At 63.3% G+C, this 14,252-nt stretch carries 11 protein-coding genes and 4 pseudogenes; 6 read left to right on the top strand and 9 right to left on the bottom strand.

Annotated features, from left to right (window positions below; all coding sequences use genetic code 11):
- Positions 1-199: 199 nt before the first annotated feature.
- Positions 200-967: a triose-phosphate isomerase gene (tpiA, locus tag E4Q23_RS03965; RefSeq protein WP_169065428.1), complete on the top strand. Its 768-nt coding sequence runs from the start codon at positions 200-202 to the stop codon at positions 965-967.
- A 195-nt stretch (positions 968-1,162) separates the two neighbouring features.
- On the opposite strand, the gene E4Q23_RS03960 is transcribed toward tpiA, so the two are convergent.
- Positions 1,163-1,768: a PEP-CTERM sorting domain-containing protein gene (locus E4Q23_RS03960; RefSeq protein WP_248595226.1), complete on the bottom strand. Its 606-nt coding sequence runs from the start codon at positions 1,766-1,768 to the stop codon at positions 1,163-1,165.
- Positions 1,769-2,738: 970 nt separating this feature from the next.
- On the opposite strand from E4Q23_RS03960, the gene E4Q23_RS03955 reads away from it, so the two are divergent.
- A complete protein-coding gene (locus E4Q23_RS03955) occupies positions 2,739-3,845 on the top strand; it encodes a GGDEF domain-containing protein (protein ID WP_169065427.1) in 1,107 nt (368 codons plus the stop codon).
- A gap of 42 nt (positions 3,846-3,887) precedes the next feature.
- Here E4Q23_RS03955 and E4Q23_RS03950 read toward each other — a convergent pair whose 3' ends face one another.
- From E4Q23_RS03950 to E4Q23_RS03940, 3 genes are read right to left on the bottom strand one after another with little or no spacing between them, the layout of a single operon-like run.
- The gene (locus E4Q23_RS03950; RefSeq protein WP_169065426.1) at positions 3,888-4,382 is read right to left on the bottom strand and encodes a DUF1499 domain-containing protein; all 495 of its coding nucleotides are present in this window, start codon (positions 4,380-4,382) and stop codon (positions 3,888-3,890) included.
- Positions 4,383-4,393: 11 nt separating this feature from the next.
- Positions 4,394-7,210 (bottom strand): formate dehydrogenase subunit alpha, encoded by a 2,817-nt coding sequence (gene fdhF, locus E4Q23_RS03945; RefSeq protein ID WP_169065425.1) that lies wholly within the window; start codon positions 7,208-7,210, stop codon positions 4,394-4,396.
- On the bottom strand, positions 7,207-8,997 hold the full coding sequence (locus E4Q23_RS03940; RefSeq protein ID WP_169065424.1) for an NADH-ubiquinone oxidoreductase-F iron-sulfur binding region domain-containing protein: 1,791 nt from the start codon (positions 8,995-8,997) through the stop codon (positions 7,207-7,209). Before E4Q23_RS03940 ends, fdhF begins: the two co-directional genes overlap by 4 nt.
- Before the next feature lie 126 nt (positions 8,998-9,123).
- Between E4Q23_RS03940 and E4Q23_RS03935 the strand changes: the two are divergent.
- From E4Q23_RS03935 to E4Q23_RS03925, 3 genes and pseudogenes are all read left to right on the top strand, one after another.
- A pseudogene (locus E4Q23_RS03935) lies at positions 9,124-9,827 on the top strand (transposase); the annotation flags it as partial.
- A 223-nt stretch (positions 9,828-10,050) separates the two neighbouring features.
- Positions 10,051-10,275: an addiction module protein gene (locus tag E4Q23_RS03930; RefSeq protein WP_169065423.1), complete on the top strand. Its 225-nt coding sequence runs from the start codon at positions 10,051-10,053 to the stop codon at positions 10,273-10,275.
- A complete protein-coding gene (locus E4Q23_RS03925; protein ID WP_169065422.1) occupies positions 10,272-10,568 on the top strand; it encodes a type II toxin-antitoxin system RelE/ParE family toxin in 297 nt (98 codons plus the stop codon). The genes E4Q23_RS03930 and E4Q23_RS03925 overlap by 4 nt, the downstream gene beginning before the upstream one ends.
- Before the next feature lie 251 nt (positions 10,569-10,819).
- Here E4Q23_RS03925 and E4Q23_RS03920 read toward each other — a convergent pair.
- Positions 10,820-11,002, bottom strand: a pseudogene (locus E4Q23_RS03920) (transposase zinc-binding domain-containing protein); the annotation flags it as partial.
- A gap of 75 nt (positions 11,003-11,077) precedes the next feature.
- Positions 11,078-11,284, bottom strand: a complete 207-nt coding sequence (locus E4Q23_RS03915) for a hypothetical protein (protein WP_169065421.1) — start codon at positions 11,282-11,284, stop codon at positions 11,078-11,080.
- Positions 11,285-11,346: 62 nt separating this feature from the next.
- Between E4Q23_RS03915 and E4Q23_RS24760 the strand changes: the two are divergent.
- Positions 11,347-12,130, top strand: a pseudogene (locus E4Q23_RS24760) (IS91 family transposase).
- Between the two features lie 316 nt (positions 12,131-12,446).
- Here the strand turns inward: E4Q23_RS24760 and E4Q23_RS03905 are convergent.
- The 3 genes and pseudogenes from E4Q23_RS03905 to E4Q23_RS23530 form a co-directional block, all read right to left on the bottom strand.
- Positions 12,447-12,788 carry a YciI family protein gene (locus tag E4Q23_RS03905; RefSeq protein WP_169065420.1) on the bottom strand — a complete coding sequence of 114 codons (342 nt, stop codon included), beginning with the start codon at positions 12,786-12,788 and terminating at the stop codon, positions 12,447-12,449.
- 106 nt (positions 12,789-12,894) lie between these two features.
- Positions 12,895-13,335 carry a hypothetical protein gene (locus tag E4Q23_RS03900; RefSeq protein ID WP_169065419.1) on the bottom strand — a complete coding sequence of 147 codons (441 nt, stop codon included), beginning with the start codon at positions 13,333-13,335 and terminating at the stop codon, positions 12,895-12,897.
- 120 nt (positions 13,336-13,455) lie between these two features.
- Positions 13,456-14,234, bottom strand: a pseudogene (locus E4Q23_RS23530) (reverse transcriptase domain-containing protein).
- Positions 14,235-14,252: the final 18 nt, after the last annotated feature.

Below are 14,252 nucleotides of genomic sequence, written 5' to 3'. Positions count from 1 at the left end.
CCCGGGGCCCCGCCAGGGTGCCGGGGCCGCCTTGCTCCTGCTCCCCGAATCATGCCTAACGGTCATGCCTTGTCGAGATGCCCCAGATCATGAAAGTCATGGCCGTTTCCCCCTCTTCCCCTGCCCCTTCTCCCGCAAGGAGAAGGGAGTTTCGTGAGTCGCTTGCGCGACTTTCACATTAACCAACAAAAGGAATACCATGCGTAAAATCGTTATTGCCGGCAACTGGAAGATGAACAAGTCGGTTGCCGAGTCAGTCAGGCTGGCCAGCGAAGTGGTCGCCGCCGCCAAAGACATCAAGAACGTCGTCGTCGCCATTGCTCCCACCTATCTGGCGCTGGCCAAGGTCGCCGACGTCGTCAAGGGCAGCAACGTCAAGCTCGCGGCGCAGGACGTTCACTGGGAAAACCAGGGTGCCTTCACCGGCAAGGTCAGTGCCGACATGCTCAAGGACATCGGTGTCGATATGGTCATCATCGGCCACTCCGAGCAGCGCAGCTATTTCGGCGAGACCGACGAAACGGTCAACAAGAAAATCAAGAAGGTTCTTTCGCTGGACATGGGCCCGATCGTCTGCATCGGCGAGACCCTCGACGAGCGCAAGGGCGGCAAGCTGGAAAGCGTGCTGACGACGCAGGTCAATGGCGCCTACGCCGGGCTTTCCGCTGACGAAGCGCTGCGCACCGTCGTCGCCTACGAGCCGGTGTGGGCCATTGGCACCGGCGTTACCGCCAGCGATGGCGAAGCACAGGAGGCGCATGCGCTGGTGCGCGGCCTGCTGGCCAAGCTCTTCGGCGACGATGTCGCACAGTCGATCAGCATCCAGTACGGTGGCTCGATGAAGCCGGACAACGCCGCCGGCCTGCTCGCTCAGAAAGACATCGACGGCGGCCTGATCGGCGGCGCCGCGCTCAAGGCCGACAGCTTCCTGGGTATCGTTACGCCGGGTGAGTCGATCAGCAAGTAAGTCCTTTCTCCCCAAGAAGCGCGGGCGCCGCAGTTGCGGGGCCCGCGTTTTCGTGTTCAGGGGCAGGGTCGAGTTCTAGCCAGGACGATGAATCGGTTTTCGCATCTGCCGCAAGGATGTTGCCAGGAAGACTGAACGGGGCCAGCGAAGGGATGGGCGGCCCCGTTACTGTGTCGGTTTCTACTCTAGGCTCGTTTAGGCGGTCGGGGAGTTGCGGTGGCGACGGGCACGCTGTGCCAGGCCAACGAGACCGAGTCCCAGGAGCGCCAGTGTGGAAGGTTCGGGCACGCCGGTCGGCGGCAGCGTGCCAGTTGCGCGAACATAGTCGAAGCGCGCGTCCCACCCTTCCTGCGCTACAGCGCGCGCATCGATTTCCATCTGGATTGCCCCGACGTTGGCGAAAATACTGGCCAGGGTTCCGCCCGTCGCGGTGAAATCGGAAGACAAGAAGGTCTTGGAGAGCGTGACGCTCGAGGCGGCAGGAATGCTCCCAGGGACCGTGAATGTCGTCGTGGCGCGAGTGTTCCCTGAGAGGTCCGCTGCGTCCCAGAAGACAAACTTGACCGGACCGCCGACGTCCGAAAACGTTACCAGGAGGTCGAGTTGCAACGCCTGGGTGAAGTCTATCCCGCCAAGGCCCGCATAACTTACCTGACCGGGAGCGAACAGGCCATCGCTTCCGTCCCAGGTCATTACCACGCGCCCCTTTGCATCGTCAATCGTCATGCGCAGCAAGTTTAGTCCGCTCGGGTTTATCCGAGCTCGCACCCGCTCGTCGTCGTCTCCGGCGGTTTTTTTCAACGTAGAGATCGCGCTCGCCGCCAATTACACCGGGGGCAGCTAGCGCGCTTCCGGCAGACGCAATTGGTGGGGCGCTGGCAAGCACCTCCGCGTTTTGTACGGTAACGAAGTCATCGATGGTTATGGTTATGGCAGACGCAGGATGCCAGGCGAGTGCGCCGAGCACGAAGGTAGCACTACCGACTACAACGCTCATGCGTGACATGGATGCTTCTCCAATCAAAAAAGGGTTGAAATTGCGAAGTGGTCGGTCGATTGACATGTGGGCCTTGAATGCCTCCACCGTCAAGTTGACGTCTATGCAATAATCATGGCTGATAGCAATTATTGTTTATAAACAGACGTATGGAAAAGTATTGGCGGCCGGCGCCAGCGCGGAGTGTAAGATAAACCGACACCCATGAGCTGAGGGTATGTGAATACACGCGCAGGCGCAAGCCATGAGCGAAGCAAGCTGGTTGGGAATCGGTGCTTTTGTTCCTTGCTGATCTGTCACCGCCTTCCGGCAAGGCCTGTGGGAGAGTGGCGCTTATTCAAAGTATTGCGCCAACCGCGCTAGCAGTAGCGAAGCGAACATCGCGCGATGCGGGCGTTTCCCTTACGTCGGCGCTGCACCGAGGTCATTCCCTACGAGGCGACCTTCGTGCCACTCCCGCGTGTGTGCCAGAGTCATGGCAGCCGCTCGGCGAGAATGTCAATCGCCGGACTTGGGTGATCGCCTTGGCCCGCAAGCTTCGAGAAAAATTGGTAGGATGCCCTGCTTCCTTGGACAAAAGGAACAGTCGAGGGCGGCGCTTTGCTGACCCGTCAGCTTGGCACCACCGGCGCTGGAGCTGCGCCTGCCGGAAATCAGCAGGCATAGAACTTCGCGCAGCGAGTGGCGACGGCCCGAGTCGCCATTGCGCTGTGCAAAGTGCTCGCTCGGCAGCGCTTACGGGAGCAGGAAATCAACGGGGGAGGCAATTCGTCTATGGAATCATTTCGTTGGGACAAGCACTTTGTTACCGGCTTTTCAGATGTCGATCAGCAGCATCAACATCTGGTCGGGATCATCAACCAGTTTGGCGACCTGCTGACGGAAAACAAAGTCGCCTTCAGTGACCTTGAAGAGGTCTTCGCGAAGCTGGCCGATTACGCCAGGTACCATTTCCAGGAAGAAGAGGCCTTGATGTTGAAAGTGGGTATCGATCGGCGTCATCTCGGCCCTCACATTGAAGCGCATCGCAGTTTTCTGCGCGAGATCAGCGCCATGCATGCCGGTGTTACTCCGGATAATCTCGATGCGGCAAAGCATATTCTTGATCTTCTGACGCACTGGCTCGCCTATCACATCCTCGGTTCAGACCAGAACATGGCCAGGCAGATGGCCGCCATCGGGAGTGGTATGGAAGCAAGCAGAGCCTATGACGAAAAAGAGAAAGCCAGCAACAATGCCACCGAGCCCCTGCTCATCGCGCTAAACGGCCTGTTCAATCAGGTCTCGGCGAGGAACCGGGATTTGTTGGCCTTGAATCGCTCGCTCGAAGAGAAAGTGCGCCAACGTACCCGGGAACTGTCGGAAGCGAATCTTCAACTGGTCGAACTGTCTTTGACCGACGCCCTTACCGGGCTTCCCAATCGCCGCCACGCGCTGCGGGCACTGGCATCGCTATGGGAGGAGTCGGTCGAGAACGATTCGCCGCTGGTGTGCATGATGATCGATGCGGATCACTTCAAGCGGGTCAATGATACCTGTGGCCATGATGCGGGCGATGGGGTGCTGATCGAGTTGGCCAAGAGGCTGCAGCATTCCTTTCGCAGTGACGATGTGGTCTGCCGTCTCGGTGGCGACGAATTTCTGGTCATCTGCCCGGATACCGACAAGGAGGGCGGAATGCATATCGCCGAGTTGACCCGGATAGCTGTCGCGGCCCTGCGCGTGCCGACTGGCGGTGAGCCCTGGCACGGTAGTATCAGTGTCGGGGTTGCGGCCAGAACGCCTGCCGTCGCAAGTTTTGAAGAGCTGATCAAGGCGGCAGACCAGGCCGTCTATGTGGCCAAGCAAGTGGGCAAGAATTGCGTCAGGACGGGACAGTGAACTATTTCGATCACCGCTGTCGACATCGCATCCTGCCTTCGATCAGGAGTTCGCGAGCCGCTGGCGCAGGGCTTCGATGCGCTGGCGATTGACGCCGAGGTCGCTGCGCCCGATGCGCGATGCCGAGCGCACCTGGATCACCTCGTTGGCCGGGTCGAACCAGAATTCGACGTCGTCGACGAACTTCAGCAGTCGGGTGGTGTATTGCACATAGAGATAGTCGGCTCGGCTGTCGATCAGGGTGGCTCCCGGCTCGCTCGCCAGCAGCGTTCTGAGCTTGGCGATGGTGGCTGGTCCATCGCTGCGCAGCAGCGCCAGCGGTGCGATGTCTGCGTACTCGCCCTGCGGATGATCTGGCCATAGCCTGGCCTGGCTGCTGACGCTGTTCGGTGTTGCCGATGGTCGAGGGAGCTTTCCGTCGCGAACGCCCAGGTCGCTCGGCGGCGTGCCGGTGAACAGGCCGAGTTGGCCGGCAGCCCACAGAAGGGCCGCCAGCAGGGCGACGCCAATGCCTAGCCGGTGCAGGAACTTGAGCATCCAAACGCGCCTCATGAGATTCCGGCGCGCTCCAGGCGCACGGCGCAATACTTGAACTCGGGAATTTTTCCAAAGGGGTCGAGCACCGGGTTGGTCAGGCGATTGGCGGCGGCTTCGTGGAAGCAGAACGGCAGCCACAGCGACCCCGGCGCGACCGCCGGATCGGCATGTGCCGTGACCTCGATTGCGCCGCGCCGGGTGATCAGGCGGACGCGCTCGCCGTCGGCGAGGCCAAGTCGGCGCAGATCCTGGTCGCTGACGGTAACCACCGCTTCGGGTTCCAGGGCGTCCAGTGCCGCGCTGCGCCGGCTCATGGCACCGGTATGCCAGTGCTCGAGCAGTCGCCCGGTGGATAGCACCAGCGGGTAGTCCTCGCTGGGCTGCTCGTCGGGCGGTAGCAGCGCGGCGGCGACGAAGCCGGCGCGGCCGCTCGGCGTCGGGAAGCCGTTCGCGAAGACGACGTCGGCACCGGGGAGATCCTCGCCGGCACACGGGTAGCTGACCGAGCCCTCGCGTTCGAGCCGCTCGCGACTGATATGGGCCAGGGAGGGCATCGCCTGGCGCATCTCGGCATAGATTGCCGCCGGTCCTTCGTATTGCCAGTCGAGGTCGAGGCGGCGCGCCAGTTCCTGGATGATCCACCAGTCAGGCCGGGTATCGCCGGGCAGCGGCAGGGCCTGGCGGCCGAACTGAACCTGGCGATTGGTGTTCGTCACCGTGCCTTCCTTTTCCGGCCAGGCCGAGGCCGGCAGGATGACGTCGGCGTAGATGGCGGTTTCGGTGAGAAACAGATCCTGCACCACCAGGTGATCGAGCGACGCCAGCGCCTGGCGCGCGTGCTTGAGATCGGGGTCCGACATGGCCGGGTTTTCGCCGACGATGTACATGCCGCGAATGTCGCCGGCAGCAGCGGCGTTCATGATCTCGACAACGGTCAGCCCCGGCTGAGGATCGAGCGTCGTCGTCCACAATTGCTCGAAGCCTTGCCGATTGGCGGCCAGCGAGATGGGCAGGTAGTCGGGCAGGAACATCGGGATCAGGCCGGCATCCGATGCCCCCTGGACATTGTTCTGCCCGCGCAGCGGATGCAGGCCGGTGCCGGGGCGACCGATGTGGCCGGTCATCAGCGCCATGGCAATCAGGCAACGCGCATTGTCGGTGCCATGGGCATGTTGCGAAATCCCCATTCCCCAGAAGATCATCGACGCTTTCGAGCGCGCGTAGAGCCGTGCCACTTCGCGGATCTGGGCGGCGGCGATAGCGCAGACTTCGGCCATCGCTTCCGGGCTGTAGGCAGCCAGGTGTGCGCGCATGGCGTCGAAGCCGCTGGTGTAACGGGCGATATAGGCCGGGTCGAAGAGTTCCTCGTCGACAATGGTGTGCAGCATGGCGTTGAGCAGCGCGACGTCGCTGCCGGGGCGAAACTGCAGGGTCTGATCGGCAAAGCGCGCCAGGCCGTGGCGGCGCGGATCGATGACGATCAGCCGCGTGCCCCGGCGCGCGGCACGCTTGAAGAAAGTCGCGGCGACCGGGTGGTTGGCTTCCGGGTTGCAGCCGATGAGAATCGCCACTTCGGCCTTGTCGATCTGCATGAACGATGCCGAAACCGCGCCGGAGCCGACGCCCTCGATCAGGGCCGCTACCGAGGAGGCGTGACACAGCCGCGTGCAATGGTCGACGTTGTTGGTGCCGAAACCGGTGCGTACCAGTTTCTGGAAGAGGTAGGCTTCCTCGTTGCTGCACTTGGCCGAACCGAAGCCGGCGAGCGCCTTGCCGCCGTGCTGCTGGCGTATCGCGCGCAGCCCTGCGGCGGCGCGCTCTAGCGCTTCGGCCCAGCTCGCTTCGCGAAAATGGGTAAGCGGATTGGCCGGGTCGAAGGTGGCGTCGGCAACTTTCGGCGCATCGTCACGGCGGATCAGCGGCGTCAGCAAGCGCTGCGGCGAGTGCACGTAATCGAAGCCGAAGCGGCCCTTGACGCACAGGCGCTCGCGGTTGGCCGGACCATTGCGGCCGGTGACGGCGATGATCTGTTCCTTGTGCACCTGGTAGTCGATCTGGCAGCCGACACCGCAGTAGGGGCAGATGCTGGGCACGACGCGGTCGACCGACTCCCCCGTCGCGAGCAGGCCGCTGCCGTCTGCGGCCTGCATCGTCGTCGCCATCAGCGCGCCGGTCGGGCAGGCCTGCACGCACTCGCCGCAGCCGACGCAGCTCGAATCGCCCATGGCATCGTCGAGATCGAAGACGATTTTCGCCGCTGCGCCGCGACCGGCCATGCCGATCACGTCGTTGGCCTGGATGTCGCGGCAGGCCTGCACGCACAGCTGGCAGTGGATGCAGGCGTCGAGCTGCACGCTCATCGCCGGGTGGCTGCGGTCGGGGAGGGGGGCGGGCGCTGTGCCGGCCATGGCGGCGCGCGACGGGAAACGGCTGTCCTGCAAGCCCAATTGCTCGGCCCAGTGCCAAAACGGCGCGTTGCGATCGTGCGCCTGCGCGCGTGGCGGCTGCTCGCTGAGCAGCAGTTCGATCACCAGCCGCCGGCTGTTCAGCGCGCGTTCGGAAGTGTCGCTGTGCACGCGCATGCCGGCGCTGACCTGGCGAGTGCAACTCGGCGCCAGGTTGCGCTCGCCGTCGATCTCGACCATGCACGCCCGGCAGTTGCCGCCCGGCCGATAGTCCGGCGCCTCGCGCGTGCATAGATGCGGAATCGTCGTGCCCGCGCGCCTGGCGGCCTGCCAGATCGTTTCGCCGGGCAGAGCAATCAGTTGGCGACCGTCGAGTTCAAAGCGCAGCTGCGTCGCTTGCACTGGCCGTACTACATCACTCATCGCGCTTCCTCCGTACCGGGAAAGTCGCGTACGCGACTCACCAATCTCCCTTCTCCCCGCGCGGGAGAAGGGCCGGGGAAAAGGGGAAGAGGGGGGGCAGCCATGACCGTTAGCTGCTGCGGGAAATAAGTCAGTGCCGTGGTGAGCGGATTCGGCGCCGCCTGCCCCAAGCCACAGATCGACGCCTCGCGCATCACCGCCGCCAGTTCCTTGAGCAATTCGACATCGAGCTCAGGCGCCGCGAACAGTGCCAGCATCTTCTCGGTGCCGACCCGGCACGGCGTGCATTGGCCGCAGCTCTCGTCGGCGAAAAACTCGAGCAGCGCCTGCACCGCGGCGCGCAGGTCGTCACGGTCGGAGAGAACGATCACCGCCGCCGATCCAACCAGTGCGCCGTGCTTTTCCAGTTCGCCGAAGTGTAGCGGCAGCTCGGCCATGCTCGCCGGCAGAATCCCCCCCGCAGCACCGCCCGGCAGATAGGCCAGCAGTTGCTGCCCATCGGCCATGCCACCGCAGTAGTCATCAATGAGCTTGCGCGCGCTGACCCCGGCCGGCGCGAGCTTCACACCGGGCTCGCGTACCCGGCCGGAGACCGAGTAGCTGCGCAGGCCGGTGAAACCCTCGCTGCCCAGCGCCGCGAAGTGCGCACCGCCGCTCGCGAGAATTGTCGGCACCATGGCCAGCGTCTCGACGTTGTTGACCAGCGTCGGGCGTCCGAACAGCCCCACCTCGGCGACGTAGGGCGGGCGTTGCCGCGGGTAGCCGCGCTTGCCCTCGATGGACTCGATCAGCGCCGATTCCTCGCCGCAGATGTAGGCGCCCGCACCACGCCGCAGGTCGATGAAACCCGGCTCGATCAGCTGCGCTGCTTCGAGCGCCGCGATCTCGCGGCGCAGCAGCGTGTGTGCCGCGGGGTACTCGTCGCGCAGGTAGATCCAGCAGCGCTGCGCGCCGATACAGGCCGCTGCCAGCAGCAAGCCATCGAGGAAGGGGTGTGTCTGCTCTTCGAGAATCACCCGGTCCTTGAAAGTGCCCGGCTCGCCCTCGTCGGCGTTGCAGACCAGGTAGCGAGGCGCTGGCGCGGCGCGCAGCAGTCGCCACTTGCGCGCGGCGGGAAAACCGGCGCCGCCCATTCCGCGCAAGCCGGCTGCTTCGAGTTCGGCGATCACGGCTTCGGCCTGCAGGCGACCGTCGCGCAGCGCCAGCAGCTGCCGGTAGCCACCGCGTGCGCGGTAGGCGGCCAGCGTCTCGCTGACGACCGGCAAGGCTGCAAATTCGCCAACTTCGATCAGGGCCAGCACGTCGCTGGCACTGGCGCGGTCGGCGTGGCGCTTGCCTACTTGCACCACCGGCGCGAGATCGCAACGGCCCATGCACGGCGCGCGCAACACTCTCGCCTGCCCTGGATCGAGCTGCGCGCGCAAGGCGGCGTCGAGTTGCAAGCCTCCCTGCAGCCGGCAGCTGAGCCCGTCACAGACGCGCACAGCGAGCGCCGGCACGGCTTCGTCATCATCGCGCAGGTCGAAATGAGCATAGAAGGTCGCCGTCTCGTAGACCTCGGCGACGCCGATGCGCAGCAGGTCGGCAAGCGCCACCAGTTCGCCCGCACGCAAGCAGCCGCGGCTGTCCTGAAGCCGGTGCAGATATTCGATCAACAGATCGCGGCGCAGCGGCAGATCGCTCAGCAGCGCGGCGACCGCGTCCCGCGTGGCTACGTCAACGCGCCTCCCCCGCCGCTGCCCGCGTCCCTTGCGTCGCCCTGCTGGCGGTTGCTCGCTGTTGTCCATGCGCTGGCTTCCCGATTCGAAGTGGCCATGCTAACAAACTAACAAGCATAGTGCCTCCTGTGCCGAGCTCGGCACAGGAGGCACGCCTATGCCACGCACCTGCTCGAGGCCGGCGTCGAGCTCACCGAGGGTCAGATGCAGCGCCTCGTCCCGGCCGACTACTTTCTGCTGACCTTCACGCTGGCAGCGGAATTGCGCGGGCTCGTTGCGGCGCACGCCGAGGTCGTCTTCGCTCTCCTGATGCGCTGTGCCTGGGAAACGGTGCATCGCTTCAGCCAGAACGACCGGCAGTTGCCGGGCAGGCCGGGGGCCTTGACGCTCCGCGGCAATGGGTGGCGCACTGCCAATCGGTGGGTAATGGCGAGAAGGCCCTGATCACCCTCGGTCGCTACCTCTACCGCGGCGTCATCCGTGAACAGGCCATCCTCGCCTGCGAGAATGGCCGGGTGAGCTTCTGCTATCGCAGCGCAAAGACGAACAAGGTGCAAAAGCGCTCGCTCACCGGTGCCGATTTCCTCTGGCTGATTCTCCAGCACCTGCTGCCCAAGGGCTTTCGCCGCGCGCGCTATTTCGGCTTCCTGCACGCCAATTGCAAGCGGCTGATGGGCTTGCTGCATCGCTTGCCGAAGTTCGATCCCAGCCGCTTCACGCCACCGCGCAAGGAGCGGCCAGCGATGCGTTGCTCGTGCTGTGGCGCCGTGATGGCGATCGTCAGGACGCGGATTCGATCGACATTACCCGGCATCGTTGCCGTTCCACCGCTCGTTGCGGTCGCCCCGAATTCAGTGGCCGGGACGCTAAAACGCCCGGATTTGCGAGATCTTCCTTGACTGCGCCGCAGCGCGCCGCAACTTCCCGCTCCCGGCCCTCCGGCGTTCATGCCTGTGGGGCAAATCCAAAAAAGATATTTGCAGGGGGGGCGCTCAGCCCTCCGGACCGGGCTCGTCCAACAAAGGGATCAGATCGTGGCTTCGCACGATCTATCCCCATTCGTTGGGCATCGCCTCCAAGCAGGCAGTGACCCGGCCCAATCTGAGTGCTAGACTTTGCTGCATGAACGCCCACGTGGACCACCTTCTGGACGAAGCTCTCGGCCTGCCAGCCGCCGAGCGTGCAGCCTTGACCGTAGCGCTACTCGATAGTCTCGAAGGCAGTGACGATTCTTCAATTGCGGAAGCTTGGCGGCAGGAAATCAGATCGCGGCAAGCGGCCCTACGAGCGGGAACAGTAAAGGCCGTTTCTTGGACGGAAGCCAGAGCAAGACTGAGCACTCTGTGACTCGCTTTGTAGTCGAGATTCTGCCCGAGGCTGAGGCAGAAATCAGAGAGGCATTCCTCTGGTACTTTGAGCGCAGCCCAATTGCGGCCGATGCTTTTCGAACCGAGACCCTTGGGGCCATTGATCGGCTTGGTATCAGTGCGCTGATGTGCTCCGAAGACGAGGATGCAATCAGGCGAAACATTCTCCGTCACTTTCCTTACACGGTCTTTTACGAGATTCGAGGCAATACCGTGACAGTGCTCGCTGTCGCGCACCAACGCCGCAAGCCAGGATACTGGCGCGAGCGCTAAGGCGATAGGACGGTCCGAAGTCAGTCGCTTGGCATGAATCCGCCGAGCGGCTAGTTGCCCATCGATAGCCGGCAAAGCTCGCGGAAGATCGACAAGCCGAAGCGCAGCCGGTAGGCGCGGGACTCCTGGCACCGATCGGCTGCCAAAAAGGCGAACGGCGCTGCGGATGGCAGCGCCACCCGATGACTCCGGAAGAGAGCAACCGACGTCGATCATTGCGGCGGTCCGCGCGGATTCGGGAGATTGCGTTGTGGCAAGAGGGTCGCGACCACGCGAAACTGCCCGATCTTGCAATGTGGGCAGTGCCGGTTCCTGCACGAGTGATAGACGTGCCGGGTCGTGCCGCAGTGCTCACAGCTTTCGACGTGACCGCCGAGGATCGCCGTGCGACAGGCAAGGATCGCACGCCAGACGCGGGCTGCCCCGCGCGCCAAAGGCTTGCTGGCGAGCTAAGCCTGGCCGAAGGTGGCCAACACCCCGGCCAGGCCGGCCGCTTTCACCGGCGCCGGTCAGCTGGGCGTGAGCAGTTCGAGCGTAGAGGTGGTACCGGTTAGCCGCGTGCGCGCCAGATGGAAGTAGCGCATCGTCGTGCTGACGCGGCCGTGTCCCAGCAGACGCGGGATGGTGTCGAGCTCACCGAGGTGCAGCGCATTCTCGGCCATCACTCGATTCTCACGACCGTTCGCTACACCCATCTGACGGAGCAAACCAGGCATCACGCCATCGACCGCATCAACGCGCTGATGGACCGCTATTGCCTGGCCAAGGGGACGCCGCGATGATCCGCCTCGGCTCTGTCATCGCCCAGTTCGAAGCGGACTTCATGACGCAATTTCGCCACCGGCTGAGCTTCGAGCAGCTTCAGGCGCTCTCGGCGATGCGCGATTGCCGCAGGCCGGCCAGCCCGATGATGCAGGTCCAGTGCGAAGGCTGCGATCAGCAAAAGCTCGTTCCGCATTCCTGCGGCCATCGCCTTTGCCCGCACCGCCAGCACCACGAGAGCCGGCAATGGCTGGAACGTCAGATGCAGCGCTTCGTCCCGGCCGACTACTTTCTGCTGACCTTCACGCTGCCAGCGGAATTGCGCGGGCTCGTTGCGGCGCATGCCGAGGTCGCCTTCGATCTCCTGATGTGCTGCGCCTGGGAAACGGTGCATCGCTTCAGCCAGAACGACCGGCAGTTGCAGGGCACTCCGGGGGCCTTGACGCTCCGCGGTCCTGCACACACACTCGCGTCGGCTCGATTTCCACCCGCATGTCCATCTCGTCGTCCCCGCGGCGGCGGTCGATGCAGCGAAGCAGCGCTGGCGACGCAAGCGTCGCGGCAAGAACGGCGTCTATCTGTTCAATTTCGGCTTCCTGCACGCCAATTGCAAGCGCCTGATCGGCTTGCTGCATCTCTTGCTGAAGTTCGATCCCAGCCGCTTCACGCCACCGCGCAAGGCGCGGCCAGCGATGCTTTGCGCGTGCTGTGGCGCCGTGACGGTGATCGTCAGGACGCGGATTCGATCGACGTCGTCCAGTGTCGTTGCTATGCCACCGGTCGTTGCGGTCGCCCTCTGATCATGTAAGCCGCCTTCACGGCGCTGTCCGGCCGCGTTCGGGACTTCAGTTTCCCCAAGCTGCGTGGCGCGGTCGCCCGGAATTCGGGGGCCGGGACGCCAAAACGGCCGGATTCGCAAGATCTTCGCTGCCTGTCCCGCAGCGCGCCGGGACTTCTCGGCTCCCGGCCATCCGGAGCCCATGCTTCCGGAGTAACCCAAAAAGATATTTGCAGAGGGGGCGCCCAGCGCTCCGGCCCGGGCTCGTCCAACAAACGGATCAGATCGTGGCTGCGCACGATCTATCCTTATTCGTTAGGCCGCAGACCGGCCATACGTTACGACTCCGGATCGAACATGATCTCCCGGACCTCCTGTGCGCAGCGACATCCTATGGCGATTTTGGCAGCCCAAACGAGTGCCTCCTCACGCGAAGAAACCTCAATGATCGAGAACCCTCCAACGACCGCCTTTGTCTCCGGTACTGGTCCGGCTGTGGTGGTCCCATCTGTCGCAACGATGGTCGATTGCTGGCGCTCGACACCGCCGCCGAAGATCCAGACTCCTGCGGCCTTTGCTTCCCGAACCACCTTATGTGATGCCTCGCCCACCGACGGCCAATCTTCATCGGGAATATGGTCCATCGATCCGTCATCAAACGAAATCAAATATCGAGGCATCGTATCGCTCCTTCTTGCGGCCCAACGTTTGACGTGAGGGGCGGCCGGAGCCGCAGGCGGAGGGAACCCAAAGCGCAGCTTTGGGCCGTCCCTCTCGACGGAATTGTTAGGCATCGCCGGTTGTGAGCCGCAGCTTTGCCTGTTGTACGGCCTCAGGCGAAAAGTGATCCTGGAACTTAAGCACGACCGTTTCAAACGTGAAGTCTTCAAGCCCGGCCTTAATAAGCGAGTCATAGCCTTCAGTAGCCTTCCGTCTTGCAACAACTTTGTCTACGGTCGGCAAGATACCGTTCTTGGCGATGCTTTGCCAAGTGCGGTTGGCTCTTGCGCGCTTTCCAGTTTCTTGCGACCTTGCTTCCTCAAAGGCGTAGATGCACTGTAGAGCTTCGCGCTCAACGTCAGTTGTCGCCCCGTACTTTAAGGCTCTGAGCTCGACTGCCCGGCGACGAGCCAGCTTTGCAAGTTCTGGGTGTTCTGCCTCAACGTTCTTGGCAAACTGCTCACAGTCTTCGGGTGTCTTAAGGCGCGTAATGCGAGGGTCTGACAAACGGCTCTCCCAGTTGGTTTTTGCGATGCCTAATCGGGATAGGAGAAAGCCTCACGGCCTCCCCCTCCCACACCACCGGACGAACGGGTCACGTATCCGGCGGTTCGATGAATTGAATTCCTACCGTGGCGCAAGGCTGGGTAGTCCCAATGTTTCGAAGAAGCGCAATGGTAGCGCGATGGACAGAGCCGGTGTTTTGGACAGCCGCCACGGGCCATGGGCCGACTTGCTGGTGTTCCACGCTTCGCGGACCGAGATGCCACGTTGGCGCAGTTGCCGATAGCCAGACGACCCCCACTGTTTCCAGAGATAGCAGCGCAACTTGCGTCGTACCCACTTGTCGATCTCGCGCAGAGGACTCAGCACCTCGCAATGCCGAAGTACGCTTTCCAACCAAGCAGGGTTTCTCTAAGCTCCGCGACGAGTGCGCCAATGCTGGTGCCTCGCGTACGACGGGTCAGTTCCCGCAAGCGGTCCTTGAGCTTGTCGATGGCCTGATCGGCCACCTTGAGCTTGGCGCCGTTGCGGCTAACCGTGAAACCCAGGAACTTGCGGTTCTTGGGTCGATCGACCGCGCTCTTCAGCGGATTCACTGTGAGTCGCAGTGTGTCGCTGACAAAGCGTGTCACGCTGGCCATCACCCGCTCGCCGGCGCGTTTGCTTTTGACGAGGATGTTGCAATCGTCGGCATAGCGGGCAAAGCGGTGGCCGCGCCGAGCCAGTTCCCAATCCAGTTCATCGAGCACCACGTTGGCCAGCACCGGCGAGAGCGGCCCGCCTTGCGGGACGCCCATGGACGTGGGCTCAATTTTGCCACCCACGCTCACGCCGGCCTTCAGGAAGCGATTGACCAGCCGCAACAGATCGGCGTCCGGACAGCGACTTTTCAGCCGCGCCATCAGGCGGTCGTGATTGAC

Origin of the sequence: Candidatus Accumulibacter phosphatis, from assembly GCF_012939955.1 — a bacterium.
In the GTDB taxonomy this organism is placed as follows: Bacteria; Pseudomonadota; Gammaproteobacteria; order Burkholderiales; family Rhodocyclaceae; genus Accumulibacter; species Accumulibacter delftensis.
The sequence above is the reverse complement of the archived record's forward strand: the minus strand, read 5'-3'. Positions and strand labels throughout refer to the sequence as shown.